Source organism: Mesorhizobium zhangyense (assembly GCF_011045115.1).
Classification (GTDB): domain Bacteria; phylum Pseudomonadota; class Alphaproteobacteria; order Rhizobiales; family Rhizobiaceae; genus Mesorhizobium_M; species Mesorhizobium_M zhangyense.
The window spans coordinates 25,342-52,280 of sequence record NZ_JAAKZG010000023.1 but is presented as its reverse complement, the minus strand read 5'-3'; the positions used below and the strand labels follow the sequence as shown (position 1 = coordinate 52,280).

The 26,939-nt window shown below is 56.9% G+C and carries 22 protein-coding genes and 1 pseudogene; 16 read left to right on the top strand and 7 right to left on the bottom strand.

The window, feature by feature from the left end:
* Positions 1-3 precede the first annotated feature (3 nt).
* From G6N74_RS28625 to G6N74_RS28610, 4 genes are all read left to right on the top strand, one after another.
* Positions 4-489: a tyrosine-type recombinase/integrase gene (locus G6N74_RS28625; protein ID WP_312857941.1), complete on the top strand. Its 486-nt coding sequence runs from the start codon at positions 4-6 to the stop codon at positions 487-489.
* Positions 486-779, top strand: coding sequence for a hypothetical protein (locus G6N74_RS31060; protein ID WP_165121394.1), 294 nt, complete (start codon positions 486-488; stop codon positions 777-779). Before G6N74_RS28625 ends, G6N74_RS31060 begins: the two co-directional genes overlap by 4 nt.
* Positions 780-840: 61 nt before the next feature.
* The gene (locus G6N74_RS28615; protein WP_165121393.1) at positions 841-1,089 is read left to right on the top strand and encodes a helix-turn-helix transcriptional regulator; all 249 of its coding nucleotides are present in this window, start codon (positions 841-843) and stop codon (positions 1,087-1,089) included.
* A 77-nt stretch (positions 1,090-1,166) separates the two neighbouring features.
* Positions 1,167-1,880, top strand: coding sequence for an SOS response-associated peptidase (locus tag G6N74_RS28610; protein WP_165121400.1), 714 nt, complete (start codon positions 1,167-1,169; stop codon positions 1,878-1,880).
* A 300-nt stretch (positions 1,881-2,180) separates the two neighbouring features.
* On the opposite strand, the pseudogene G6N74_RS28605 reads toward G6N74_RS28610, so the two are convergent.
* Positions 2,181-2,425, bottom strand: a pseudogene (locus G6N74_RS28605) (NADP-dependent oxidoreductase); the annotation flags it as partial.
* 127 nt (positions 2,426-2,552) lie between these two features.
* Here G6N74_RS28605 and G6N74_RS28600 point away from each other — a divergent pair.
* The 3 genes from G6N74_RS28600 to G6N74_RS28590 are packed head-to-tail and all read left to right on the top strand — an operon-like array spanning position 2,553 to position 4,649.
* On the top strand, positions 2,553-3,329 hold the full coding sequence (locus G6N74_RS28600; protein WP_165121392.1) for a dCTP deaminase domain-containing protein: 777 nt from the start codon (positions 2,553-2,555) through the stop codon (positions 3,327-3,329).
* Positions 3,329-3,682, top strand: a complete 354-nt coding sequence (locus G6N74_RS28595; RefSeq protein WP_165121391.1) for a hypothetical protein — start codon at positions 3,329-3,331, stop codon at positions 3,680-3,682. Before G6N74_RS28600 ends, G6N74_RS28595 begins: the two co-directional genes overlap by 1 nt.
* Positions 3,651-4,649 (top strand): oxidoreductase, encoded by a 999-nt coding sequence (locus G6N74_RS28590; RefSeq protein WP_165121390.1) that lies wholly within the window; start codon positions 3,651-3,653, stop codon positions 4,647-4,649. Before G6N74_RS28595 ends, G6N74_RS28590 begins: the two co-directional genes overlap by 32 nt.
* A gap of 200 nt (positions 4,650-4,849) precedes the next feature.
* On the opposite strand, the gene G6N74_RS28585 is transcribed toward G6N74_RS28590, so the two are convergent.
* The 4 genes from G6N74_RS28585 to G6N74_RS28570 are packed head-to-tail and all read right to left on the bottom strand — an operon-like array spanning position 4,850 to position 10,183.
* Entirely contained in the window at positions 4,850-5,800 is a 951-nt protein-coding gene (locus G6N74_RS28585; protein ID WP_165121389.1) for a hypothetical protein, read from the bottom strand.
* Entirely contained in the window at positions 5,800-7,686 is a 1,887-nt protein-coding gene (locus G6N74_RS28580) for an ORC-CDC6 family AAA ATPase (RefSeq protein ID WP_165121388.1), read from the bottom strand. The genes G6N74_RS28585 and G6N74_RS28580 overlap by 1 nt, the downstream gene beginning before the upstream one ends.
* Positions 7,683-8,888 carry a metallophosphoesterase family protein gene (locus tag G6N74_RS28575; protein ID WP_165121387.1) on the bottom strand — a complete coding sequence of 402 codons (1,206 nt, stop codon included), beginning with the start codon at positions 8,886-8,888 and terminating at the stop codon, positions 7,683-7,685. The genes G6N74_RS28580 and G6N74_RS28575 overlap by 4 nt, the downstream gene beginning before the upstream one ends.
* The gene (locus G6N74_RS28570; RefSeq protein ID WP_165121386.1) at positions 8,885-10,183 is read right to left on the bottom strand and encodes a DNA adenine methylase; all 1,299 of its coding nucleotides are present in this window, start codon (positions 10,181-10,183) and stop codon (positions 8,885-8,887) included. The genes G6N74_RS28575 and G6N74_RS28570 overlap by 4 nt, the downstream gene beginning before the upstream one ends.
* A gap of 312 nt (positions 10,184-10,495) precedes the next feature.
* On the opposite strand from G6N74_RS28570, the gene G6N74_RS31055 reads away from it, so the two are divergent.
* Genes G6N74_RS31055 through G6N74_RS28555 form a run of 3 tightly spaced genes read left to right on the top strand, consistent with a single transcriptional unit; the run spans position 10,496 to position 15,961 of the window.
* Positions 10,496-11,248: an ImuA family protein gene (locus tag G6N74_RS31055; protein ID WP_312857940.1), complete on the top strand. Its 753-nt coding sequence runs from the start codon at positions 10,496-10,498 to the stop codon at positions 11,246-11,248.
* Complete coding sequence (locus G6N74_RS28560; protein WP_165121384.1) at positions 11,163-12,686, top strand: Y-family DNA polymerase; 1,524 nt, start codon at positions 11,163-11,165, stop codon at positions 12,684-12,686. The genes G6N74_RS31055 and G6N74_RS28560 overlap by 86 nt, the downstream gene beginning before the upstream one ends.
* Positions 12,683-15,961, top strand: a complete 3,279-nt coding sequence (locus G6N74_RS28555; protein WP_165121383.1) for an error-prone DNA polymerase — start codon at positions 12,683-12,685, stop codon at positions 15,959-15,961. The genes G6N74_RS28560 and G6N74_RS28555 overlap by 4 nt, the downstream gene beginning before the upstream one ends.
* A gap of 59 nt (positions 15,962-16,020) precedes the next feature.
* Here G6N74_RS28555 and G6N74_RS28550 read toward each other — a convergent pair whose 3' ends face one another.
* The gene (locus G6N74_RS28550) at positions 16,021-16,395 is read right to left on the bottom strand and encodes a hypothetical protein (protein WP_165121382.1); all 375 of its coding nucleotides are present in this window, start codon (positions 16,393-16,395) and stop codon (positions 16,021-16,023) included.
* 247 nt (positions 16,396-16,642) lie between these two features.
* Here G6N74_RS28550 and G6N74_RS28545 point away from each other — a divergent pair, with 247 nt between their 5' ends.
* The 3 genes from G6N74_RS28545 (at position 16,643) to G6N74_RS28535 (ending at position 19,278) form a co-directional block, all read left to right on the top strand.
* Positions 16,643-16,822, top strand: coding sequence for a hypothetical protein (locus tag G6N74_RS28545; RefSeq protein WP_165121381.1), 180 nt, complete (start codon positions 16,643-16,645; stop codon positions 16,820-16,822).
* Between the two features lie 206 nt (positions 16,823-17,028).
* Positions 17,029-17,328, top strand: coding sequence for a hypothetical protein (locus tag G6N74_RS28540; RefSeq protein WP_165121380.1), 300 nt, complete (start codon positions 17,029-17,031; stop codon positions 17,326-17,328).
* Between the two features lie 324 nt (positions 17,329-17,652).
* Entirely contained in the window at positions 17,653-19,278 is a 1,626-nt protein-coding gene (locus tag G6N74_RS28535; protein WP_165121379.1) for a calcium-binding protein, read from the top strand.
* Positions 19,279-19,709: 431 nt separating this feature from the next.
* On the opposite strand, the gene G6N74_RS31680 is transcribed toward G6N74_RS28535, so the two are convergent.
* Complete coding sequence (locus tag G6N74_RS31680) at positions 19,710-20,060, bottom strand: YdcA family protein (protein ID WP_512698586.1); 351 nt, start codon at positions 20,058-20,060, stop codon at positions 19,710-19,712.
* Positions 20,061-20,258: 198 nt separating this feature from the next.
* On the opposite strand from G6N74_RS31680, the gene G6N74_RS28530 reads away from it, so the two are divergent.
* Genes G6N74_RS28530 through G6N74_RS31315 form a run of 3 tightly spaced genes read left to right on the top strand, consistent with a single transcriptional unit; the run spans position 20,259 to position 26,904 of the window.
* Positions 20,259-20,723 carry a toxin-activating lysine-acyltransferase gene (locus tag G6N74_RS28530; RefSeq protein ID WP_165121378.1) on the top strand — a complete coding sequence of 155 codons (465 nt, stop codon included), beginning with the start codon at positions 20,259-20,261 and terminating at the stop codon, positions 20,721-20,723.
* Entirely contained in the window at positions 20,723-21,151 is a 429-nt protein-coding gene (locus tag G6N74_RS28525; protein ID WP_165121377.1) for a hypothetical protein, read from the top strand. The genes G6N74_RS28530 and G6N74_RS28525 overlap by 1 nt, the downstream gene beginning before the upstream one ends.
* A complete protein-coding gene (locus tag G6N74_RS31315; protein ID WP_165121376.1) occupies positions 21,148-26,904 on the top strand; it encodes a beta strand repeat-containing protein in 5,757 nt (1,918 codons plus the stop codon). Before G6N74_RS28525 ends, G6N74_RS31315 begins: the two co-directional genes overlap by 4 nt.
* Positions 26,905-26,939 lie beyond the last annotated feature (35 nt).

The following is a 26,939-nucleotide window of genomic DNA, read 5'->3' as shown; positions in this document are numbered from 1 at the left end:
CTGGTGGTGAGGTCATCCAAGACCGGAGAACCCCGCGGCGTTCCTCTACACAGATTCCTATGCGATTGGCTGCAGCCGCTAGTCGACCGTGCCAGATTAGATGAAAAGCCGACGTTTCGCAGCCCGAGAGGCGAGCCATATAAGGCAGTGCAGGACGGTGGCGGCGGCCTAAAGTCGGCGATTAACGGCGCCAGGCGTCGAAGCGGCATACTAGACATAAGCCCCTACACGGCGCGTCACACTGTATCGACCGGTTTGGTTATTGCCGGCGTTCACCCGCACCTCAAGGACCAGATACTCGGCCACGCCGCAGACGGCATGTCGCGGCGCTACACGCACGTGCCGCAGGAGCCGTTGATCGAGGCAATCAATAAGCTGCCTGTGCCTGACGCTTGGCGGAGGCTGCCGTGGTGGGAGGATCCGTTAGGTTGGTCGTCCCGGTTGGCGGAGGGAACTGGCAAGCGGAATGACTTAAGGATGAGGACGTGATCTCTGACCATCTCGCCAAACTTCCTCTATTCGCTACCGATCGCGAAAAAGCGGTTGCGATCGTCGGTAAATCCGGAGCGGACAGGTGGGCGAAGGAAGTTCTGCCAATACTTGAGAGGAGAGGCTTTCCTAGAGTTGGTACACTTCATGGGCGAAGAGCTGTACCGCTGGTGCTGGAGTTTTATGAACGCTATTTTGGTGTCACCGCAGGCTTTGCGCTGTCGGAACCTGACGGCGTCGAAAGATTGGGACTAGATGACTGGAAAAATCGCAACAAGAAAGGCCAATAATTCGTCAGGTTACGTGCCATCCGGACGCAGGAACATGCCTAATCAAATGAAAAGGTAAACGATGAAAGCTGAGCGTGGAAATTCGCTGCCCCTGAATCTGCCGCCTCGAGGCCTATCTCGAACCGAAGCTGCGGCATACGTTGGCGTTTCACCAACACTCCTCGACATGATGGTGAAAGATGGCAGGATGCCAAAACCAAAACACATCAACAGTCGTACCGTTTGGGATATCCGCAAAATAGACAAAGCGTTTGATGAATTACCTGGTGGAGATCCGGACGAAGAAAACGAGTGGGAATTCTCTGCATGACGCCGAACTTGGAGGATAGTAGCGCTCCTCCGCCCACCCCGCTTGCCCGTCAGCCAATTTGCGGGCAGTCTCGCGCGATGTGCAATCTGTACAACATCACCACGTCGCAACAGGCGATCCGTGATCTAACGCGCGCGATGCGCGATCTGTCGGGTAACCTGCCGCCGTCGATCGATATCTATCCAAACACCCCTGCCCCTGTGGTCCGCAATGCGCCAGACGGCCAGCGTGAGGTCGCTAACTTGCTCTGGGGCATGCCTACTCCTGTGGAGCGAGTGAAGGGCAAAGCCGACTACGGCACCACGAATATTCGCAACACCCAATATTCCCACTGGCAGCAGTATGTGGACATCAGCAATCGCTGCGTCGTGCCGGTGACGAGCTTTGCCGAACCCTCGCCTACCCCTGGCGACAAAGACCCGGAGACAGGTATCCAGCGGAATTATTGGTTCGCCCGCGACGAGAGCCGGCCGCTGTTCTTCTTTGCTGGGCTCTGGACGCGGTGGCAGGGCGTACGGAAGGTCAAGGACGGCCCTGGCGATTTTGAGCTGTACGGCTTCCTGACCACGCAACCGAACGGCGTCGTCGGACCGATCCACGAAAAGGCCATGCCGGTCATTCTCACGACCGAAGAGGAAATCGAGCTTTGGCTGACGGCGTCGTGGTCGGATGCAAAGAAGCTCCAGCGACCTGCCCCTGACGATGCGCTGATAATCGTGGACAAGCCCGCGACACAGATAAAGTTTCCGCAGGGCGTTTCCGAGTCGCCCGAGCAACCTTCCCTGTTTTAGGGCAGCGGCGGATGCGGCTCAGGTGACCGACCCACTTGGGATGAGCGTTCGACTAGAGTTGACCCCACTGTTGCCGTTCGGGGTGCTTCACCACGAGCGACAGATCCCGGGCCGAAACCAGACTGTCCGGTGCTGGTGTCAGATCGGGAAAAACTGCCGTTCGCGCCGAGGATAAAACCCTCATAGCATACCGGAGTGACCACATTGGCGTGATCTGAAAGCATGAAGCGCGCGGGGACCAAACTGGCAAGCAGACGCGTTACAGGCGTGAGTGCTCGAGTACACTCAATCCCCCGAGTCCTCACTCAGTTGGGCACGATCGGACTCGACGACGAAGTCGACAGTCAGCCATCTGCGGGCCGCGCTTCGGCCGGTCCGACGATTGTCACAAACGTTCCTCCGGCTCGGACCAGAGCTGCGCACCGCTTCTGGATGTCGCCGCCGATGACATCGAAGACCAGATCGACTGGGCCGACACCTTCCAGGGGATCGTTGTTGAGGTCGACAAATTCATTTGCGTCGAAGTCGAGCGCCTTCTGACGGTCGCCGTATCATGATTGCTGATGACCTCGTCGACCGCAGCCGACATAGCGAAGACTCCGCCAGCATCGTCTCGCAGGGTTTCAATTGCAGTCTAGAAGATGCAATGTCTCTAACATGAATGGGGGCAACATGACCACGCTCAGCGATAACGAGATAAAGACCGAAGTTGATGCCGGAAGGTTGATCCGGAATGCGGACCCGGACATGCTAGATGGCGCCTGCTACGAGCTCCGGCTTGGAAGCGTGTACTACGACCTTACTGAGAATGGCACGCGCTTTCAGCTGAAACCGGGCGAAAACGTGTTGATAAAGCCGGGGCATCGGGTCGTCCTGATCACTGCGGAGGAACTTGACACCCCCGCACATATTCTAGTCCGCGTGGTCAGCAAGGGATCCCTCTTCAGCGTCGGCCTCAGTCCGGTCGCGACCTACGCCGATCCAGGCTTCAAAGGGAACCTGGGAATCGTGACCCAGAACATTAGCGACAAGTATGTCGAGCTGCCCCAGGGCGAGCCCATCGCCAAGGCAGATTTCACCAGGCTTTCGAGTCCGGCCACGAGGCTCTACGAGGGGCAGCACGGTTTTCAGCTTGGCATCTGGCCTATCAAGACGCACCTTCAGAAGACTCACAGTGAGGTCGCCGATGATCGACGCGTGTTGTCCGAAAAGCAGGAGAGCCTCGCCCTGCTTCCAGCAGCGACACGAACTGTAATACGCCGCATGGAAATGACACAGCTATGGACGAACATCGGACTGGTTATCGCCATCATCATCAACTCATTCGCGATCTTCGTGATGGAAAAATGGCTTGTCGACGGCATGATAGGCGTCGTTGTAAGCCTCGTGGCCGCGTCGATAATCAGCTTAGGATCGCTGACGATCAATCTGCTGGGAAGGAATAGGTGATGGATTTTTCTGCGATCGTTGCCCGGCAGATCGGCGCTGACGAGCGGCGAGGATTCCCGGTTCACTTCGGCTCCGACGCTGAACGGCACGATCAACTCGTTCGCGACCTCGTCGGCCTTATAGGCGAGATAGGGGAGTTCGCGAACGAACTCAAGAAAGTAGGTCTCCGTCTGAACAATCCGAAGTACACAGGTCCAAGCCTCGGGGAGGCTGCACCGCACCTACGCGAGGAGCTAGCCGATGCCGCAATCTATCTTTTCCGTCTCTCGACCATCCTCGGCGGCGACCTGGAGCGAGACATTCTTTCCAAGATGGACATAAATGACGACCGCTACCGCAAGCTGGAGCGATAAGCTCGTCTTCTTGCTCGGGGTGAACACAGGCTTCGTGACTGACGGGGAACCGGACGCGCGGTACGTCGATTTCTACAGCCAGCGAAGCTCAGCTGATCTTCACTGCGCCATCGTTGGCAACGTGGTCGTTCCCGGAGGTCACGCGAGCAACCGTTCGACGCCATCTATTGGATCAAACCCGATTTGGGCGCACTTAGCTGGCGCGATACGCGAGCGTGGATCGCTCCCGGGTATTCAGCTGGCAACAACATGGGAGGGCTACGAAGGCGCCCGGAAGTTTCGATCGGCTGACACCGCCCAAGTGATAGGGCGCGCGAGAGAATTCGTCCGCTCGCTTGGACGTCAAGGGGCTGACCGCGTCCTCGACTACTTCGGGGCCGCAGCGGCCATCGCCATTGAGCATGGCTTCAGTCACGTTCAGGTCCATGCGGCCCACGGTTACTTGCTTAACCTTCTCGTAGACGAGCGGATCAATCCCGCCGCGAGCCAAGTCGAAGACAGGCTAGGAAGACTGGCTGAGTGGCTACGCGCGCAGGGCGTCGAGAGCTCAATCCGGGTCTCGATGCGGACCGGCGATATCCAATTCGACGCGTCCGGTGCCTCAGCGTTCCAAGACCGCATCGCCGCACTGCCGTTCGATTTCATTGACCTCTCCTCTGGATTCTACAATGTCGACAAGAGGCTCATTTATCCGGCCCGACCTGAGATCACGATCGCGCGCTTTCGAGATAGCATTGATGTCGCTCAGCGCCATCCGACGCGGCGCTTCATAGTCTCAGGCCGTATCGCTCAAAGGACTTCAGAGTTGCCGCAGAATGCGCATATTGGGTTCTGTCGCGACCTCATTGCTAATCCCCGCTTCCTTGTTGAGCCGGAGAATGGGTGCCGCAACCACGGGAAGTGTCATTACTACTCGCGTGGGGGAGAACACGTGACATGTCCACGATGGAGCGAGACCGGCGGCTGAAAGGCAGCAATGATCGGGGAGCCTGGACGCAGCGCGGCGTCTTTAATCGCGTGGCGGCTTCCGGGGGAGCCCCCGGTGCCCCGCATGGCGGAGAGGAGGCACGTTACTGATCGGCAGCGTCGGGCCGGATGCGATCTGGCTTGTTTCAGCACGCGCGCAAAAGCAGACGTTAGGTTGGTAATATATGGATACGGCAACTCTCATTGCGTAATTGGCGGGTGAAGTGCGAAACGGGTCTGCAATGTGACGATCTTGCCGCTAGCTTTCCGATCACCGGGTTTGGCGAATGTTTCACCACTCACGCGCCACACCGTAATCTCTGGCTCGTAGGTCCGGGCAATAAGTAAACAACATAAGCAGAATATCTTCGGGCCAAATGGAACGAGAACCGGCCGGGAGGATTGGAGTAGGCCGAACACAAGGTTTTCAAGTATGGCGTGGACTCGTGCTGGCGCGTCCACGTGGTAGTTCATCACACGCTCGTCCCTGAGCATTTCCTTGAGATTACGATTTGCCTGATTGACGGCGTCGTCATACCGTCGATCCTCTCCTCTCGGAACGAAAACCCAGACGTTGGTAGGCTCAAGGTACTCGATGGTGCCAAGTGCGAGGTCATGTTCGTAGCCCAAGCCAACCAGGGCTGTGATCGGGCGCTCAGGAGTTGCGGTCCAACCTGCATAATCGGACGTGACAGGCTCCGTCACCGCAACTGGTGCGTGCTCGGCGTTCTCCTTGACGAATTCTGCGGGGAGGTAGACGAATGTGACAGTTACACTGACCGCGCGTTCGAGCATGCTCAACTCAAATACGATATCAGCAAGCATGGGGCGTGACATAGATGATATATCGACGAGAATAGAGAAATCTCGTTCTGCGTCGGCAGGGCGGTTCTCTATTGCCGTAGCTAAAAGTTGTGGGAGCGTACCGGAGTCCTTTGGCAAAATCTCGAATTGTTTGCTGATAAGAAAGTCACGGTTGCTCAAATATGCGGCGTAATCCTCCTCAGGAAATGCTAGCGCGATCTTCCGGTTCGCATTTATCAGGTCGTGTCGAGCGAGATAGCTGGACCTAGTCTCATAGCCGAGTGTTCCGATGAACAAATCGAACCGGTCATTCAACGATCCGTCTCCGATAACTTCTATGCCGAGCATTACAGCTCTCCTCCGAACAGCGGAACGGAGCTCTCGCGATCGTCGGCAAGCAGACGTTGAATTGAGCCCTCGCGCCCAAGCAGCAAGGGCAGGTCGTAGCTCGTTGCGAGCATGTAGGAGAGACGAAAGCGTTTTCCGCGAATGGAGCTAGCAATGGCTTCTGCGCCGGAATCGGGCACCAAGATGATCGCACCGGCGTTCAACGCCCGGCCCAGCGCGAGAAGAAGACCATCAGAGATATTTGCGTCGACCGTGAAGGACAGCACCGGATCAGGTGAAAAGTCGTCGATAATGATGTGACGGCGAAAGCGCGTGCCGAGAGCATCCAGCAGCGTTAATAACCCACGGGATGCCATCTGCTTGTGGCGGAACGGGCTCGTACCGTCGGGTACATAGGGGATGGTGCGTAGGAGCGCACGGAACCGGTTAGCAGCTGTCGATATGGCGGTTGCTTGGACGGCACGCGGCACGCGTTGTCCGTCATCCTTGAACCGCCTGATCATAGGGCCCATAAGGCCAATCAACCAGCGCGGATTGCCCTCGACGACCGCGAGCAGTGCATCGACGCCGTAATAGATGTTGGCATTCTTGCGGCTGCGGCCGAGCCGTTGACCTCCGCCGATCACCTGCGGCTCTGAGCGATAGGCTTCGCGCACCATAACGATTGAGGTGACCTTGCGAATGATGCTTGCTCGTTCAGCCGAGGGCAGCTCGTGCATCCGGTCGAGATCGACCCTGTTCTCGCTGATATATGCAGCAAAGCTCGGATCCTTGATGGCCAGTCGCTTGTATCGTTTGTGCAGGTCGGTTCCTGGGCGGTAGTCCGATGACTGCGCGCTTGATGCTTCTTCGCGCATCGCGATCGAGGCGGCGCCAAAGATGTCTTCCGGAGCGACACCGGTACAGCCGGCGTCCGCAATCATAGCTTCGACGAGGGCGCGTGAGAACTGGAACCCTTGCTCCTTGCGTGCATACCAAAGTTCGATGGGCTGATAATCCTGCGCTGGCATCGCTGCAATCGCGGTGTTAAGCAGCCCGGCATCCTGATGGTAGGGGCTGAGCGACAGCTTGAAAAGCAGGTTCGAGTTCGTGCTGCGCAAGGCCTTGAGCAGCGCCTGACGGATTGCCTGGGGTGCGATTTCGAGCTCATCGAATAGCAAAGCCCATTTGCGATATGGCTGGTCGGCATAGGTATTGAACTGTTCAATTCCGAAGGACACCGACGACAGCGCGTCAAGATAGAGAAACCGTGTTTCGGCCGCATTGGGGTCAAGCTCGTGCGCGCCGACCAACGCCAGCTGGTTGGCAATCTGTGCGATTCTCGACAGTCGACCCTGGAGAGCGGTCTGCAACGCAAACAATGTTGGCAGTTCGGGTGTAAGCTCCCATTCCTTAGCGAGCGACCGAACTAGCGCAGCGATAGTCTCGCGATCCAGATTAACATAAAGGCGGGCAAGCGAGGGGACCTCGGCGATCGCGGAACTCATCGCTTCTTTCATCGCGCGTACCAGCGCCGATAACATATGAGTCGTGAAGGCCGAGAAGCCGAGCAACGTGCGTAGATTATCGGACAGGCGTGCTTCACCGAGCGCCGTCAGTTGCGCACCCCAGCTGATGTCCGCCGCAACAAACACCCCGGTGAAGTCAATCTTCATTCTAAAGCGATCGGCGTCCTGATGCTTCCAAGACGCTAGCGCCGGCAGCTGCAGCATCTTTAGCAGCGTGGTTTTCCCACTGCCGCGCGGTCCGACCACGATACTATGATTTCTGAGTATCAGTTCGTCGAATTGGCGGGGCGGGATGAAGCGTTGCGCGACCTGGGTAGGATCAAGGTTGCGAGCATTGAAGGATTCAAAGACGCTCGGCGCTGACATGAGTGTATTCATGATCGCCCCACCTCGCGGATCATGCCGTCCTTGAGTTGAGCTACAATCCCATGTGATGAGCGTAATCGCCTCACAACGGCTTCAAGTTCCTCCGGGCGCAGGAAGCGCAATCTGGGCATAGCGATAAGCAACTCCTCGCCGGTGATAACGTCTGTTTTGTCTTCCAGATGTTTCGCAATCGTCGTCGCGATCGTACGAGCGGATTCCCGCCAGCCAAAACCGACTTGATGCGGCAGGCCTGAGCCGACGCCCGCAGGTTGCCAGCCGGACATATTAATCCAGTCCCAAGCGGTGACTGTTCCGGCCAAATCCAGATCCAACGCATCGAGATCATCTATTGGGATCTCAATGAGGTAGAACTGATTTCGTGCGCGGCTGGCAATCTTTTGGTACAGGAATGCGCTCAGCGATCCGGCCGAGAAAATGATCGGCGATGATGCGCCGCCAGAGGCATAAGCGAGGCGAGGATAATGCTTGTGGCCATGGATCAATAGCCATGACCCATACTCACCTGAATCGAGTAGATCGATCAGTCGATCGCCTCCAATCATCTCGCTATAATCCGCTTCATTGACCGGATTATGCGTAACAGGGTGATGATGACAGACTAGGATGTTGATCCGCTTCTCGCCGCTGGTGAGCGCCATGCGAAGCGCAGAAATCGTCTTCGAGCTGATCCGGCCCTGACGAAATTCGGGTTTGGCATCCGATCCATAGCCATGGAACGCGGATGAGTTGAGCAGTAAGATTCGCACATCCTCGAGCTCGACGATTACGAAATTGCGTGACCAGAAGCGGTCGCAGAGGGCTTCGTCAACGCCCGGAAACATCGGATCCAACGATTGAAGATTGCCCTTAGGGTCATGATCGTCGTACTGGTTGCGAGAATCGATGTCATGATTTCCTGCCGTGGCTAGGAGATGCTTGGCTCCTAGCTGATACTTTAGCTCGTTGAGTTTGTTCCAAGCGAATATCAGCGCCGCTGGATCAGCTTTGTCTGACAAGTCCCCCGGGCAGATCAGCAGGTCTGCTCTCAGCTTGTCACGTTCGATGATGTAGGCAAGGCCGCGTAGCGGATGGCGCTCGGGCGCATCCTGAGTATCGGCTGTGCCGATCGTCGACGGGCTTTTGGAATCTTCGGACGAGCCGTTGAACACGTGGAGATCGCTCACCACTGCAATCTTAAGCGTACGTGTTGTCACGTAGCAATCTCCTCCGCCTCGGCGATTGGGGCTAGACCAGTTCGCCGCGAGGCAAGTGCTCCGCCGGCATCTTTGCCGTGCCAGCGCGCGAGAGGATCCTGATAGGCGACAAAAATATTCTCATCGACTGCTTGCTTCTGCGCACCTTTTGATCCGCCCATCGTTGAATGGAGATGCGGGATGACAAGTGGCTGATCGACGTGCGCAAACTCTTCCATTAACAATTCGAGCACGCGTTCGGTCGAGTCCTTCAGCAGGCCATTGGTGGGGTAGCTGAGTACAAAGACAGATGGGAGCTTGGCGGCAGCGGAAATTAGCTCTTTGAAGGAGGCGTCAACGCCGGCCTTGAGCGAGAAGCCGGAGGTGAACCGGTCGGGTCTATACTGACCTTTGCTTGAAACCTTTGGGTAATCGTAGAGGACGGCATTCTCGAGCACATGGTAGTACCGAGAATATTGATCGCTGGTATAAGGTGGATCTGCGTAAATAACCGCGGGCTGCCGCACATTCCTCGATAATTTCTTGAGCAGCGTGGTGGCATCCGACTTAAAAACGCGGTTGCCACGCCGCCAAGCAACGTGGCCAAGCGGACGGCTTTCGCGAAGCGCGGTAGACCATATGGACCAGCAGTTCAGTCTCCGCTTGCGGACCACCCGTCGAATATTGGCCTCACTCGGAAATAAGTATTGGGCAAAATGGCCTGTGGAGTTGCTGACCGTTGAAAGCGTCTGGCACAACGCCAACACCATCCAGCGATGCTGCTCGGTGGTCACCTCGCCTGCGTCTCTCAGATGGTCGGCAGCGTAGCGGATCGAATCGAGGTCGATTGCCTGGCGTATCCCGAGATAGGTCGCCCCGTGTAAGCCGGTAAGGAGGCAATGGACGTTCTGGCGGCGCAGCGTGCTGATTTTCTCGTCAATTTGCGACATGGTCGCGATGAGCTCACGTGCGCCTTCCGCGTCGTTGGTGGAGAGTGCTCGCTCCTCCTTAGCAAGCGCCTCACCGAATGTTCCTTCAAGCCCTGTACGATTGACGGCAAACGGTATTTCTGCGCGTTCGATGATTCTATGCGCCGTTCGGAACGGTCGGGCAGCACGAAACTTCTGGCCGGTAAGAAGCGTCGAGAAGCTCTGCACGTCATTGGACCAGATCGAGCGCTGGGTGCCAATTTGTGAGCCAACGGCAGCGATGCCCGAAAACAGGTCGAGAAATGGGCCGTCGGCCATGTCCGCGACGAGTTCAGCGATTTGGGACGCCAAGAGCTTTTTCGAGCCCATGTAGGTGAAGTCTGCCACGATCGCGTTACTCGGCCTTCCCCCGTGGCCTTCGGTCGACGCCGCCCTTCGGCATAGCGATCCCAAGCCCATTCCCCGGGGCGGACTTTAGAGATTTTACGGCTGACATGCTAGAGGTGTCATAAACACGGCCGTGTACAAACGTCCGCTTTCACGCGACCGGTTGAACCGCTGAACGGCGACTTTGAAGGCGCGAACCTGCCAATCCGCTCGCACATCGACCGCTTTGGGCATTGAACAGGTTCCCCTCTTGACTCTTTTCTGAAAAGAGCAGAACAAATAGCGAACATTCACATTGAGCGAGTAACTTTGGTGCGGCTGAATCCCGCTGTGGAATCCTTGCGCGCCAGCATTGGGCATATCGAAGGCAACAATCAGCGCGCAAAGGCGGTGCTTCCTTTCGGGGTCGCAGCAATGGATACGCGTCTGCCCGGAAACGGGCTGGCTCTTGGAGCCCTTCACGAGGTTGCAGGTGGCGGGAACGGCGCGATCGATGGCGCGGCGGCCGCGCTGTTTGTTGCCGGTATCGCTGCTCGCACGAAAGGCAAGATTCTTTGGTGCATCACGAGACCAGATTTGTTTGCGCCTGCCCTGGCCCAGGCAGGCCTGCCGCCGGACCGCGTGATTTATGTCGAAGCCGGAGACGAAAAAGCAGTGCTTGCTTGTTTCGAGGAAGGACTGCGTCATGGCGGTCTTGGAGCTGCGATTGCCGAGGTCGCGCATCTCTCCATGACAGCGTCGCGGCGACTTCAGCTTGCGGCGGAAGCATCCGGAACTCTCGCGATCGCCTTGCGGCGCTGGCGACGGCAGACAGAGGCAGCGGATTTCGGGCAACCGACCGCAGCCGTCACGAGGTGGCGTATCTCTGTTCTGCCATCCACTCCCCTGCCCGTTCCTGGCGTGGGTCGCGCGCGCTGGCTGGTGGAGTTGATCCGGGCTCGCGCGGGCGAAAGTGCGGATTTCGAGCTGGAGGGGTGCGATGACAAGGGTCGTCTCGCTGTTCCTGCCGACCTGGCCCACGGACCGCATCAGAAGGAACTCGGGCGACGCTTCGCCTCCGCCTGACCAGCCATTGGTTTTGGTCGGCCGGGACAGAAGCAGGCGGATCGTGCAGGCACTCGATGCCGTCGCCCATGGCGCGGGCTTGCGCGTCGGAATGCCTGTTGCCAAGGCTCAGGTGCTTGTACCTGGGCTGCTCGTCCTCGATGGCGACCCGGATGCGGACGCGGCCGCCCTTGAACGTCTCGCCGTCTGGGCGTTGCAGCGGTATGCACCCGTCGTAGCCTCCGACCCCCCTGACGGGATAGTCATCGACACGACAGGAAGCGACCATCTCCATGGCGGCGAAGGGGCAATGCTCACTGAGATGGTTCATCGCCTGTCGGGCTCGGGCATTGCTGCAAGGGCGGCTGTCGCGAACACCTGGGGTGCAGCCCATGCGGCGGCTCGATACGCGGCCGAACCCATTTCGGTGGTCGAACCCGGCAAGAGCCTGGCCGCAATCCGCCCGCTGCCGATTGCGGCACTCCGTCTGTCATCCGATACTGTCGCAGGCCTGCAGGTTCTTGGGTTTCGAACGATCTCAGATCTGTTTGCACAGCCCCGGGCACCTCTGACGTTGCGCTTTGGCCCCGAGCTTGGCCGTCGCATCGATCAGGCGGTCGGGGACGTGCGCGAACCCATTAATGCGATCCGTCCACCTGACATGATCGATGTTCGACGCGCCTTTGCCGAACCGATCGGTGCTGCCGAGACGATTGCCCGCTACATCGGCAAGCTTGTCGTCGAGCTTGGCAAACGCCTTGAAGAACACGGCGTTGGAGTACGCCGCCTCGATCTGGTCTGCCATCGTGTCGACAATCGTGTGCAGGCAATTCGCGTCGGTACGGCATTGCCGGTGCGTGACATCAAGCGGCTTACGCGGCTGCTTTGCGACAAGATTGAAACCATTGAGCCAGGCTTTGGCATCGAGATCATAACGCTTGCCGCGACGGCAGTTGAACCCTTCGAGCAGAAGCAACAGGCCACCAGCCTGATCGACGATCCCGTGGCCGATGTTTCCGGACTGGTGGATATCCTCACCAACCGCGTCGGCGAGCAAAGGCTGTTCCGTGTCACGTCGGTTGCCAGTGATGTCCCGGAACGCTCTGTCGCCCGCATTCCCGCGATGGCCCCGGAGACCGATGCAAACTGGCCCGGGTGCTGGCCGCGTCCTTCACGGCTGCTGGCGAAGCCCGAAGCGATCGATACGGTAGCTCTTTTGCCCGACCATCCTCCTGTTTCTTTTACATGGCGCGGTATCCGCCGCCGCGTGCGCCGCGCCGACGGACCCGAGCGTGTCTTTGGCGAATGGTGGAAACGCGACGCCGAGCTGATCGCTGTCAGGGATTACTTTCAGGTCGAGGACGACGCAGGCGAACGTTACTGGATTTTCCGCTCCGGTGATGGCGAAAATGCCGATACGGGCAGCCATCGCTGGTTCCTGCACGGCATCTTCGGATGAACGCCGCCCTCAGATATAACGAGTTGCAGGTCACGTCGCACTTCTCGTTCTTGCGCGGAGCCTCGTCCTGCGATGAGCTTTTCGCTGAGGCAGCAGCAAATGGCATCGAGGCGCTGGGTATCGTCGACCGCAATTCGCTTGCGGGCATTGTTCGAGCGCATGAGGCGGCCAAGGCTACAGGTATCCGCCTCATCGTCGGCTGCAGGCTGGACCTCACGGACGGTATGTCGGTGCTTGTCTACCCGATGGATCGACCTGCCTATTCTCGTCTCTGCCGCCTGCTCTCCCTCGGTAAGAAACGCGGCGGCAAGGGCAAATGTCTTCTGGCGTGGGATGACCTTGTCTCCTATGGCGAGGGGCTCATCACTGTACTTGTACCGAATGACGCCGACGATCTCTGCGGCATGTGGCTCCGGCGTCTGCGCGGTGCTTTCGGTGACAGAGCTTACCTTGCCCTCACCCTGCGGCGCAGACCAAACGACCAGCTCCGCCTCTATAACCTGGCAGATATGGCCGGTCGCATTGGCATGCCTTGCGTTGTCACCAACGATGTCCTGTTTCACGTCCCGGACCGCCGTATCCTGCAAGACGTTGTCACCTGCATCCGGCATAATGTGACGATCGACGAGCTCGGCGACAGGCGCGAACGGCACGCCGACCGCTATCTCAAGCCGCCACTGGAAATGCATCGGCTGTTTGCACGGTATCCGGAGGCTTTGGCGAACAGCATCGAGATTGCGGATCGGTGCCGCTTCTCGCTCGACGAGCTTGCCTATCAATACCCCGAGGAGCGCGACGACCCGACCCTCACGCCCCAGCAAACCCTGGAGAAACTGACATGGGAATGCGCTGCAAGCCGCTATCCGGAAGGCCTGCCCGACAGCGTGCGTAAGACCCTGGAGCACGAACTGCGGCTGATCGCAAAGCTGCAATACGCACCATACTTCCTGACGGTGAACGCGATCGTCCGGTTTGCCCGTTCCAAGGATATTCTTTGCCAGGGCCGTGGATCAGCCGCCAATTCGGCGGTCTGTTACGTTCTGGGCATCACGTCGATCGACCCTGGGCGCAACGATCTTTTGTTCGAGCGCTTCGTTTCCGAAGAGCGCCATGAGCCGCCCGATATCGACGTCGATTTCGAGCATGAGCGGCGTGAGATCGTCATGCAGTGGGTGTTCGACACCTACGGCCGCGATCGGGCCGCACTTTGCTCGACTGTCATCCGGTACCGCTCGAAGGGAGCACTTCGCGATGTTGGCAAGGCCCTGGGATTGCCAGAGGACCTGATCAAGGTGCTTTCATCACAGATATGGGGATGGTCGGAGGAAGGCGTCGAACCGAAGCACGTCGAAGACCTGAACCTCAATCTTGCCGACCGACGCCTGCGCCTGACCTTGGATCTTGCTCGACAGCTGATGGGTGCACCACGCCATCTCAGCCAGCATCCGGGCGGCTTCGTGCTCACCCATGATCGCCTTGACGATCTGGTTCCGATCGAGCCCGCCGCCATGGTCGATCGTCAGGTCATCGAGTGGGACAAGGACGATATCGAGGCGCTGAAATTCATGAAGGTCGACGTGCTGGCGCTTGGCATGCTGACCTGCATGAAGCGCGGGCTGGACATGCTTTGCGACCATAAAGGCATCAATCTCGATCTGGCGACGATACCGGCGGAGGATCCACGAACCTATGCGATGATCCGCAAGGCCGACACACTGGGCACCTTCCAGATCGAGTCACGGGCACAGATGTCGATGCTGCCGCGGCTGAAGCCACGCACCTATTATGATCTCGTCGTGCAGGTTGCGATCGTCCGGCCAGGTCCGATCCAGGGCGACATGGTTCATCCCTACCTTCGCCGTCGCAACGGTCAGGAACCTGTGCACTATCCCAAGCCGGAACTGGAAAAGGTTCTCGGCAAGACACTCGGCGTTCCCTTGTTCCAGGAACAGGCAATGCGCGTTGCCATCGAATGCGCCGGCTTCACACCCGGCGAGGCCGACCTTCTGCGCAAATCGATGGCGACCTTCAAACACACTGGAGGCGTCTCCAAGTTCGGTCAAAAATTGATCGCCGGTATGGTGGCCAACGGATACGAACAGGAATTCGCAGAGAAAACCTTCAAGCAACTCGAAGGCTTCGGCTCCTACGGCTTTCCCGAAAGCCACGCGGCTTCCTTCGCACTGATCGCCTATGCGAGCGCCTGGCTCAAATGCTGGCATCCTGATGTATTCTGCGCAGCACTTTTGAACTCCCAGCCGATGGGTTTTTATGCTCCAGCGCAGATCGTGCGCGATGCACGCGACCACGGCGTCGACATACGTCCCGTCTGTGTCAACGCTTCGCGCTGGGACTGCAGCCTTGAACCCACCGATGACAAAGACGGTCGCTTCGCGGTACGTCTCGGCCTGCGGATGGTCAAAGGGCTTGCCAACCTCCATGGCGCGGCAATTGTATCTGCGCGCGCTGACGAACCATTTGCTTCCGTTGACGATCTCTGGCGGCGCGGTGCAGTTCCTCAAGCATCTCTCGTCCAGCTCGCCGAAGCAGACGCGTTTCGCCCTGCCTTGGGCCTTGCCCGTCGCGAAGCACTGTGGGCGATTAAGGCGCTCCGGGATGAACCGCTTCCCCTTTTTGCGGCAGCAAGCAGCCTCAAAGCCGAGATCGTCCCGGAAATCACCGAACCCGTGGTCCAACTACGCCCCATGACGGCCGGCGGCGAAGTGGTAGAGGACTATGGCCATGTCGGCCTGACATTACGGAGCCACCCCGTCACGTTCCTGCGCCAGTATCTTCATCGGCAGCGCATCGGCTCTTGTCGGGATGCCATGGACGCCCGCGACGGTCGCTGGCTTGAAGCCGCCGGAATTGTCCTGGTCCGCCAACGGCCCGGAAGCGCTAAAGGTGTCATGTTCATCACTCTCGAAGACGAGACCGGAATCGCCAATCTGGTCGTCTGGCCGAAGGTCTTCGAAAAGTTCCGTCGTATTGTGCTTTCAGGAGCCATGATCGCCGTCAAAGGCCGAATCCAGCGCGAGGGGGAAGTCGTGCACCTTGTCGCCCATCAGCTGAAAGATCTGACCAAGGAACTCGCCACCGTCGGCGAGCGGGAAACAGCTTTTCCTCTCCCCCATGGCAGAGGCGATGAATTCCATCACGGAAGTCCAACGCGCGATCCGCGAGATCTGCCGTCGAAGGGTATCCGTACCCGGGATATCTACGTTCCGGACCGCCATATCGACACCATCAAGGTCAAAACCAGGGATTTTCATTGAGGTGACTGCTTTCAGAGCAGCCCTTTTGAAGACTGCATTTTGTACTCCCTGGCGTACCTTTATGCTCTCCACATCGTCGAACGTAGAACGGCTTGCATATGCTCTTTAAGGTCGAGTTCTCCGCGCCGCTCGATTTTAAGAAGATACTTGGCCTTGGCCCAGCGATCAGCATCGGAAACTGCAGGATAACAGCAGAGAGCCACCAGCGCCCTTTCTTCAGTTCGGCTGGCCTCCGCATGATCGCTGCCCTTACCGCCCGTTGCGTGGATGGCCCGACCGAACGCCGCATACGTTGCCGTATGTGTTTCGATCAAAGCCTGCAATTCTCGGGACGGAACCTGTTGCCGCGGCCGCTTCTCCTCACCGACAACGGTCGATGCGATGATGGCACCTGCTGAACTGAGGAGCAAGTTTCGTCGGTTTACCTTGGACATTGCGAACTCCTGAAAACGTACTGGCTGTGGTACCGCGTCCATCCGCCTGCCGACCATAACATCGCAAGCGGCCGGAGCCTGTCAGGATGGTTCGTTGCTGGCAGCGCGCAGTGGTCGCGTCAATTGTTCTCCCATCGGCAGCAGTGATGCGCTCGGGCATTTCTCTCCAGGCTTCGGTAAAAGCTTGACTTGACTCTATGTTCTCATTTTGTTCTTATGGAGTCCATGCCTAACAGGAGGTCCCGCCATGGACCACATTGTCACGCTTGATGCTCGGCAAGAGGCAATTTTGCAGACCACCGCCGAGAAATTCGCTCGCCTGCACGGCGGCGACACGATGAAAGCCCTGAAGGAACAGATGGTCTTGAACGCACACCTTCAGGAAAAGCTCGACCGCCAGGACCGCAAGCCAAAATCGCTGGTCTGAACCATGTCGGACGAAAACCGCACGGTCGGGCAACCAGTTGCCCCGAGACAGATCGAGAACCACATTTGCGACCACAGCAGCGGTTGCAAGAAAGTTGCGCCGTTTGGCGTGAACACCCGGTACGGCACGCTCTGGTATTGCTCCACCGAACATCGCGAAGAATCTGAGAAAGACAGGGTGCCGGGATTTTAGGGAGGGGTGAGACAATGTCGATCACAATCCACATCCCAGGTGCAAAACCGGAAGAAATCGTTCGGGGCCTGCTTGCCGCCCAAGCAGTGTTCGACAAGGCCGGCGTGACACCTCTTCAGGCTGCGGAAGCCCAGTACGACATGGAAGGCTGGGATATTCAGGGTTTTGAAGGAGACGGCCCGGACAATTCCGACATCTGCGACGTCTGGCGCGAGGCCAATGCGGCCGCGGTGGAAGCCTGCTGCATCGGATGGCCGAAGGATAAAGTTCCGGATACCGCCGAACTAGAGCTGGCTCGCCAGTCCCTTAGGTGATGCGGAAACGGCAAAGAGAAGCCCGCCATCGCGGAGGGAAGCGAAGGCGGGCTCTATGCCGCCGGGGAGTAAGGGAAACGCCGGCGACTGCCGCCCACGGTGATTAGGGCACGGACAGATGGGGCGGCACCGAGCCAACGTCGCGACGCCCATTGACGTTCCAATCAAAATCGCTGGACGGCAAAGAATTCCATGATTAACTGATTTCGCAGCTGACCCCGTCGCTGCAAAGGCCGGCGCGAAGACCCCCAAGTCGCCCAAGTCGCGCCGGCCTCTCATTAGAGGATGTGGGATGCCACACTATCCCTGAGGAGGAACCAGACAATGACCAAAATCAGACTGTCAGTGTTTCAAAGCCTGGGTAGCAATCTTCGCGCCCAATTGCAGGAATATGTCGATTGGGCTGGTCCGCTCATCACCGAAAAATCGACGACGAGTCTTTTGATATACAAAGACGGCGAAGGATCGGAAGGTGGCAGCGCAAAATGGACCGGCACCAGCTTCCAATACGCCAGTGCTGATGAAAACGATCCGACCCCGCTCTCTGGGATAGCTACAGGATTTGAGCTCAGCCAAACGATCGCAACGTCCGCAAGACTGCAGTTTCAAGATTTCTCGGTTTCGTTGGTTGAGAGCTATAACGCTCTGTCCGTTTCGGTCGACGCGTTTCTCGAACTGTTCGGCGACATAGAGTTCTTTGGCGGGTTCGGGGCTGATGTCGTCCAACTGGGGTCCGGCAACGACAGGTTATACGGCCATGACGGTGACGACACGCTCTACGGGATGGGTGGCAACGACGTCTTTTTCGATGGTTACGGCAACGATATGCTGTATGGCGGAACAGGCGATGACACCTACATTATAGGTCCTGGCTTCGACACGATCATCGAGCTGCCCGGCGAGGGACTTGATAGGGTACGCGCATCTGTCGACTTCACCCTGCCGGACAATGTCGAGAGGCTTGTGTTGCTTTATGGGCCTATTAATGGGACCGGCAATACGCTCGACAATCTGTTGAGAGGAAGTAACGACAATAACATCCTCGATGGCAAGGCCGGCAAGGATGCGATGTATGGTGGCGCCGGCAACGACACTTATGTCGTTTCTTCGTCTGGTGATCAGACAATCGAACTTGCGAACGAAGGCAGAGACACCGTTCGTTCCCTTATTCACTGGACACTCGGAGCGAACGTCGAGAATCTGGAATTGCAAGGCACAGCCAATCTGGTCGGAACGGGCAACAGCCTGGACAACAGCCTCACGGGCAACGTCGCAGACAACACGCTAAGAGGGGGTGCCGGCAACGACATCCTCAACGGGGCAGCCGGAAAGGACACGACGTATGGCGGCATCGGCAACGATGTTTTCATCGTCTCCTCGACAGGCGACCGGACGATCGAACTTGCAGGCGAAGGCGCTGATACGGTCAGGCCCTATATCGACTGGACGCTCGGCGCCAATATCGAGCGGCTGGAGTTCCTAGGCTCCGCCAACCTGACCGGCAATGGCAATACGCTCAACAACACGCTCATCGGCAACAGCGGCGACAATATCCTTCGTGGTGGCGCCGGCGATGACACGCTGGTTGGTGGCTGGGGCAAGGACACGCTCATCGGCGGCGACGGCAACAATACGTTCTTTTTCAATTCATCACTCGACTATGCCGGCGTCGACAGGATCAACGATTACAATCCGGCCAAGGATACGATCCAGTTGGAGAACGAGGTCTTTAGACACCGCTGGTCGGACTGGCTGCCGACCGGCTGGCTGTCGGCGGGCGCTTTCCACACCGGAACAGAGGCGCATGATGCGACCGACCGCATCATCTACAACAGGGCGACCGGAGACCTCCTCTTCGACCCGGATGGGTCGGGCTACGATGACCCGATCAAATTCGCGACCGTTGCGCCGGGACTTGCAATGACCGCCAACGACTTCTTCGTCGTCTGAAGGCTGAAACGCAAAGGCCTACCGCCTTTTTCGCCGCCGCTGTCCATACCTGAATTCAGGGATACCAATCTCGCCGGCATATCCTCAGGCTTGCCATTTCCCAGGCGAGGAGGCTGGCTGTGGCATTGGACGACGCGATACTCCAGGTCTTCGAGGTGCCAGATGTGGGATTGCGCCCCTTTGGAGCCGATTCCGGAGGGGAACTCGTTCCGAGCTGCCGACCCGTGCAAGGGGCTTTAAAATTGGAGGTACAATTAAGGCCCGCCTCAGCTGACCGAAGCGGGCCGGTTGCCCATCCACTAGTTCCGTGGAGCCAGTTAAAACTGCCCGTCGGAAACTCAATGGCCGGCACTAGCAAAACATTTGACGAGCGAGTTTGTTCCAAGACTGAGCCCTTTCGGAACGGCCTGCGCCGGCAAATCTTCCTTCAACTACTTTCGCAAATAGCTTTTCCGTCCGGTATCCGTGAGGCAGTATTGGCCGCCCCGTGGCCCTGTGCAGTACAGCCCCGACCGGCAGGAACATTCCGTCTGAGCGTTGGCCGGAGCCATTTCAGAAGCTCCCCTGCTCATCAAACCAAGCGCGCTGTTGCCGCCACCGAAGACCGCGGAACAGTTCTTCTGGCTCGCGCTTACCGACCCGTCGTTGCAGATGAATGTGGCGCCCTGGCAGTGCGAAATGCCACCCTTCCGGCCGCTGCAGGGAGTGTTAGCCGCAAACGCTGATTGTACCGCTGCGACGGCAACAAAAACGCCGAGCAGCGCCGCAACAAGCTTCCCCATCGCCAATCCCCCAAGTGCGATCCCTCGAATTGATTGCACAGATCGCTCGGGGGAGCAAAGTAGCGTGTGACTATATTAGTGAAATCAAACTTATGGATTCGAAGCAACAGATCAACATAATAGAGGCAGGACCCAGACCCCAATATTGCAATACCTTAAAGCCGCGCTTATGGCTGCAGGCAGGGTTTGGGTGAATAGATGACAACCAAAAAAAGCGAAAAGAAGTCGCGCGCGACAGTTGGTTCCGAAAAAGTTTCGGAACCAGTCGATCCTGTCGCAGGCAAGTCAGTTGCCGAGATTTTTGGTGAGATTGTCTGGTTGATGAGCCAGGACAAAGAAGCTCGCGAGCTGTCAATAAAGGATTTGGAATGGCTCGTTATGCCGCCAATCCTTCTCAAGCAGTTTTATATCAAATATGCACCCGTTCCAGGCGGCCGTACGGTCAAAGGCGAACTGGTTCGCTCTGTCGCCGATAACCGAAACCTCGCTCTTCAGCCAGTAGCCGTTGAATTGTACGCCATGTGTTCAGATATGGTCGCAGCGGGATTGAATGCGAGACCGCAGTCAAAGTCGAAACTAATTCCAAGCGATTGGCGAAGTGGGAACAAGAAAATGATTATCTACCGTACTCAACTTGCGCAGAATCTTTCGACAAAAACATAATGACGAAAGCTCGCTCCCTCATTTTACTTTTCGCGTTTGGCGTGGGTTTGGCTGGCTTGCTTGCTTTTTTGGGTCGGTACGAGCCAAATCTAGAAACAAAGAGACTCAAAAATGGCGAATTTCTCTATCTCGATAAGATTAATTTAGATTCTGAATGGAGCAATGTGTGCCTTTCGACTAGTCAAGAGTTGATCAATAGAGCTCTTATTTCTCATGATTTGCCAGATTGCTGGCAACAAGAGCAAGTACCAATTGATACTCTTTACATTACATTTGCTTCTAAGAAAGAACAGTGTTGGAAGTTTTCCGTCGACGAATCGGGCCCAGTTTTTGGCGAGGATGAGACACGATGCTTCTCCAAGCAAGAAGCTAGCAGCGTAATTATCACGCGCAAGGGTAATAAAGTTCACGTGGAGAGCGTCAAGTGAGCGAAACAGTCCATGAGACTTATATACGCTATAGGGACGTTGTTATTGAAAATGCTCAGCAGGAGTTTCTTATTTTCAATGGCGATGGTCAAAGTGACTTTAACGCGCTGGCCCACGCATTAACGTCAGCGGGATTAGTTTTCAATCATGATGTATTGACCGCTACGATTTATGGTGAAGGACGGGAGTTCAGCGACATATTTGGAGGGCCTAGTACATTTGTCGATTCTGTCCGTGACTCCTTTAACAATAGAGTTGGAGTCAAGATATCACAATTTGCTCAGTCTTACGATCTTCCAGAAAATGCCCTGGCTATACTTGCTGCTGATGCCCTTAAGCGAGGCCTTCTTATTGTCGATGAGCATAATGATAGTCGGATATATCTTAACTTATTTCAAGCGGAGCCAGTTTATGACGGCCCATCGACGCAAGCGGCCGACGAAATATTTGTAAAAACCGGGATTCGAATTGAAAATCTTGGCACCGCGACAGGTGAAGGGACCCCTATACATTGGGACGTCCTCCCGGATGACGGACCGATTCCGGGAGATCGCCCTACTTTAGAGGAATTGACAGACCCGCGTTGCTTTCCTGCCGGCACTGAGATTTCCCTTGTGGGCGGAAAGTCCAAATCTATTGAAATGATAGATATTGGCGACACAGTCTTGGCTTTTGAATCCGCAGCTGGCAATCGGAATGCGCTCGTTCACGGACCTGTTGTAAGGGTATTCAAGAATGTCACAACGGAATGGCTGAAGTTAAGCACCCTGTCAGAGGAAACTGCCGAGCAACAAAGTTCCACACGACAGACCGCGGACACTGCTTCCGTTACTTATGCTACGCCTGGTCATGCCTTTCTAAATGAGTTCGGCGCATTTGAACCAATAGAGCAACTGGTCAACCGTGGCGGCATGATCGTTCTGGAAAACGGTACTCTTTGCCGCGTAACCGCCGAGCGCATCGTCTATTCGGAAGCAACTGCGTCTATGTTCGAGCAAGCCGAGGTTGTGCGTTATGCCACGGTGGGTGGTTTGGCTTGTGCACCCTATGTGGAGCGTGGTTGGGCGACTTACAATTTTGAAGTCGAGAAATATCACACCTACATCGCGAATGGCTGGCGTGTGCACAACGACAGTCAAGCCTATATCGACGCTGCCGGCGCTATCGGTCAGGCGTTCGGCACACAGCTTGGGATGATGCTGACGGAAGGCGAGAGCCAGTTCACGCAACTGGCGGCCGGAACAGCGCTGGGTCTCGTTGCTCGCAACCTTGCCGAAGTAATCATGGATACTGGGTTCCATGTGTTTTCAGGAGATCAACTCAATTTTGGTTCTTCGCTAGGGGTTGCGATCCGACAGCTCGAGGATGTGACAGTCGATCTGGCAACTGCCGCCAGCGGAACTGTTTCATCCTTCCTCCTCGCTGAGCTGGGCGAATCCATGGGGCTGGAGGGATTTGGCGCTCAATTGTTCAACGTCAGTACGGGAGCCTATGCCGGTAGCCTGTTGAACACCGCCATGACCAACTGGCAGGCTGGTCATGCACTGTTGGAAGGCGCTGATTTCACCGAGGCATTTGGTGTCCTTCCCGGGGCAGTTGGTACTTTCTTTGGGTCGGCCCTTGCTCGTGAAATCCTTCCGGCCGAAACCATCGAAGGTCAGATTGGCGGCTCACTGGGATCGATCGCGGGTTCAGCGCTCGGCTCGTCTTTCCTGGGGACGGTTGGAAGCTCATTGGGTTTCCTAGGGAACTTCCTTCTACCAGGAATCGGCGGCTTTTTCGGCACCTTGATCGGAACGTTTTTGGGCGATCTTTTTGGTGATGAACCGGATCCCCAGGCCACCATTGATCTTTTCATGCTCACCGGCTTGTCTGCGGATCGAGGCGGTCTGCTTAATCTGGCCGCGCAATGGGAATCAGTTGACGGTTTCCCGCACGACGCGACGACTGCATGGGCCGAGGCTGTTCACAAGATCAGCCTAGAATACGTGCGCACCGTGGGCGGCTTTGATGTAGCCAACGCCTATGTCGATGGCTTGCAGATATCCCAGGAGCTGATCGACAATTATGGGATGATGCAAGGTGAGCTCGTTCGAGTTCTTCAGCGAATGAAGATCACGCTCGACGGTTCTGATATGGACTACTTCGTCAATGGCCGCGAGGTCGGCAGCGCCGAACAGATGGTCGACGGCGCGATTGCGGGGTTCATTCAGGATTCGCAGGTCATTGGTGGTGACCTGCTTCTCAAGCGCGCGGCAGCCAATTCAACCGCGGTCGATACGCCAACGCTGTCGGGTGACATGTCCGTTGCCGAGCAATACGGTAAGTATCTGAATGATCGGGCGGTCGTTAATGCACTGATCGCTTCGAACCCCGATTCCATTTTTGCCGCGGCATGGGCGGTTTCACTTGCACAGGCCAACGATCTAAAGCTCGCGCAGACGAACGTGGCAGATTTTCACGGTGGTCTGGGCGGGTTCATGGCATCACTCGCCCATGCCGGTGTCAGCGTCACACCTGACGACGTCACACTTACCCGAAATGCGGCAGGTCAGGTTACTGTAGACATCAAGGTCGCAGCTGATTTTGACGTCCCCGGCATCGTCGATGTATTTGCCAATGATGTCGAGGTAATCAGCCAAAATGGCTACCAGACACTGCGACTAACGTTCTCCAACTCCATGTCTGGAGTGGGCTATCATAACGTCACTGGCGTGCAGGTCAGAACCGACGGCTTCGTCAACGTTATCGGGGAAACGACTGGGCGGGATGTTTGGTTTGCCACGGACGACAGGAACTATGTTTTTTCTGATTCCGGTGTCCGCGTCATCGGCGTCAATGACGCGGAGGTGATCAGCAGCGACGACATCGTTATCGGTGCGAACGGCAACGATCGCCTGGACGGTGGTGAAGGCTGGGATTGGATCAGCGGCGGCGGTGGAGACGACATACTCACCGGTGGCACTGAAGCCGACGTTTTGATGGGCGGCGCAGGTAACGACACGCTGAACGGTGGCTTTGACCTGGATTATCTCGATGGTGGTGCGGGTGCCGATGTTCTCAACGGCGGGCCAGATCCGCTGGATTGGGATACGGCCGGATATGCCAAGTCCAACGCTGCCGTGACAATAAATCTGGCAACCGGCGCTGCATCAGGCGGGCACGCAGCCGGCGACCAACTCAACGGCATCCTCAATCTTGTCGGATCGGCCTTCAATGATCAACTGACGGGCAACGAGTACCGAAACACACTTGAGGGTGGCGCAGGCGCCGACGTGCTCAACGGCGGTACAAACTCATCGACAAATATCTACGATTTCGCATCGTATTTCAGGGCCAGCGAAGCAGTCATCGCTTCCCTGGCCAATCCGTCGATCAACACTGGTGACGCTGCCGGAGACACATACATAAACATCAGAGGGCTCGAAGGATCTGCGTTCGGTGATACCTTGTATGGCAATTCCGGCAACAACGAACTTTGGGGGCATGGCGGTAACGATATTCTCGTCGTAGGCGCCGGCTCGGATACCGCCTACGGTTCGTTTGGCTTCGATGTGATGAGCTATCGCACTCACACCTCTGGCATCACCATCAATCTGCAGAACTGGAGCGACAGCACTGCCGTTGTCGACGATGATGGCGGAATTGGCATCGAGGCGTTCGAGGCGACTGAATTCGCCGACGTCATGATAGGACGAGATACCAAGACCGACGACGGCCAGTCGGAAAATGACGTCCTGTTCGGTCTTGGCGGCGACGACAACATCAACGGCGGTGCAGGGCATGACTATCTCTATGGCGGCAAAGGTGACGACGCCCTGCGTGGCAGTGCCGGAAACGACAGCCTTCGCGGCGAAGATGGCAATGACACCCTGATCGGCGGAGAAGGTAATGACCAATACGTATTCGGAACCGGGCATGGTCCCGACAGCGTACAGGATTTTGTCTCTGCTTCGACGACAGCCTCGGGAGATATCAGTACAGCAAATGCATTGGGCGTTAAAGCCGGCGGGATAGTAAACACCTGGGTCAGCGGCTTTATGTGGAGCACTGCGGCCAATGCTCTCTTCAAGCTAACAAACGGCGGTTCAGACACCCTGGTTCTCGAAGGCGGCATCTCCCTCAGCAGCCTCACGGCGTCCTGGTCGGGAGAAACCTTACAAATTACCAACGGTACCTCCGGGGACGTAATCCGCATTGCGCAACAAACGGTGGCGGCTGCTCGAGTTGAAAACATCTCGGTGCAGGGGATCGGACCGCTGCCGTTTTTTGTCGCGGCCGCTTTAGGCCGTTCCGTCAATGGCTCATCGAAGGCAGACGTTGTGTTCGGCCTTTCCGGCAATGAGACATTGGACGGTGGTGCCGGCGACGACTCCATGGTCGGTGGTGCGGGAGATGATATCTACTACGTTGCCTCTGCCGGTGACCGTGCAATCGAATCTGCCAATGGTGGAGCCGACATTGCCCGCGCAAGCGTGAACTGGACGCTTAGCGACAATGTCGAGAGGCTGGAGCTTCAAGGTACGGGTAATTTCTCAGGAATTGGCAACGGCCTCGATAACACCCTGGTCGGAAATTCTGGCAACAACACTCTCAATGGTGGCACGGGCAAGGATTACATGGATGGCCGTGTCGGCAACGACACCTATGTTGTCGATGCTGTCGGAGACCGAACAATTGAGGATCCTGGCGAAGGCACTGACACCGTTCGTTCCTATTTGAGCTGGACGATTGGCGATAATATCGAGCAACTCGAACTTTTGGGAGCGAGCAATCTTTCAGGAGGCGGCAACGAGCTCAGCAATATCCTCTCCGGCAATGCCGGTGACAATTCGCTAAGCGGTGGCGGCGGCAATGATGAGATCAATGGCGGCTCAGGGGCTGACACGCTGTCGGGTGGCGATGGAAACGACACACTCAACGGAGAGGCCGGTATAGATCAGGCATTCGGCGGCGCGGGCAACGACATCTTTATTGTCAGTTCTTCTAGCGATGAAACTTTCGAGTCCGTCGATAACGGCACCGATACCGTACGCTCTTACATCACATGGACCTTGGCTGATAACATCGAGCGGCTGGAATTGATTGGCACCGCGCTCAATGGAACCGGTAACACCCTGAACAATACGTTGGTCGGCAATTCTGAAGACAATCTACTCAATGGTGGACTGGGTGACGACGCGATGAGCGGCGGAACCGGCAACGATATCTATATCGTTTCGTCAACAGGCGACCAGACCATCGAGCTGGAAACTGAGGGAGCGGATAGCGTTCGCAGCTACATAAGCTGGTCCTTGAATGCGAATATCGAAACACTCGAATTGCAAGGAACAGACGACCTGGCCGGTGCAGGCAACAGCCTTCACAACACCCTCGTTGGCAACGCCGGAAACAACTACCTGAGCGGCAGCGGCGGCAACGACAATATTAGGGGCGGCGCCGGCAGCGATACGTTTGCATTCAACACCACCCTTGGGACCGGCAACGTCGATCGGATATCCGACTATTCGGTTGCCGATGACTCAATTCGTTTGGGGAGCGAGATATTTACCGGTCTCACCGCAGGCGCTTTGTCGTCCGCGGCATTTCGCATGGGTTCAACCGCAGCGGATGCCTCTGACAGGATTATCTATGACAGCACAACCGGCTCGTTGTTGTTTGACGAAGATGGTAATGGCGCAATGGCTGCCGTCCAATTCGCAATACTGTCGACCGGACTCGCAATGACGGCAGGAGAGTTCTTTGTTGTCTGAGTCTGAAGCTCAAAAAGGCCCCGCCGCCGCTTTTT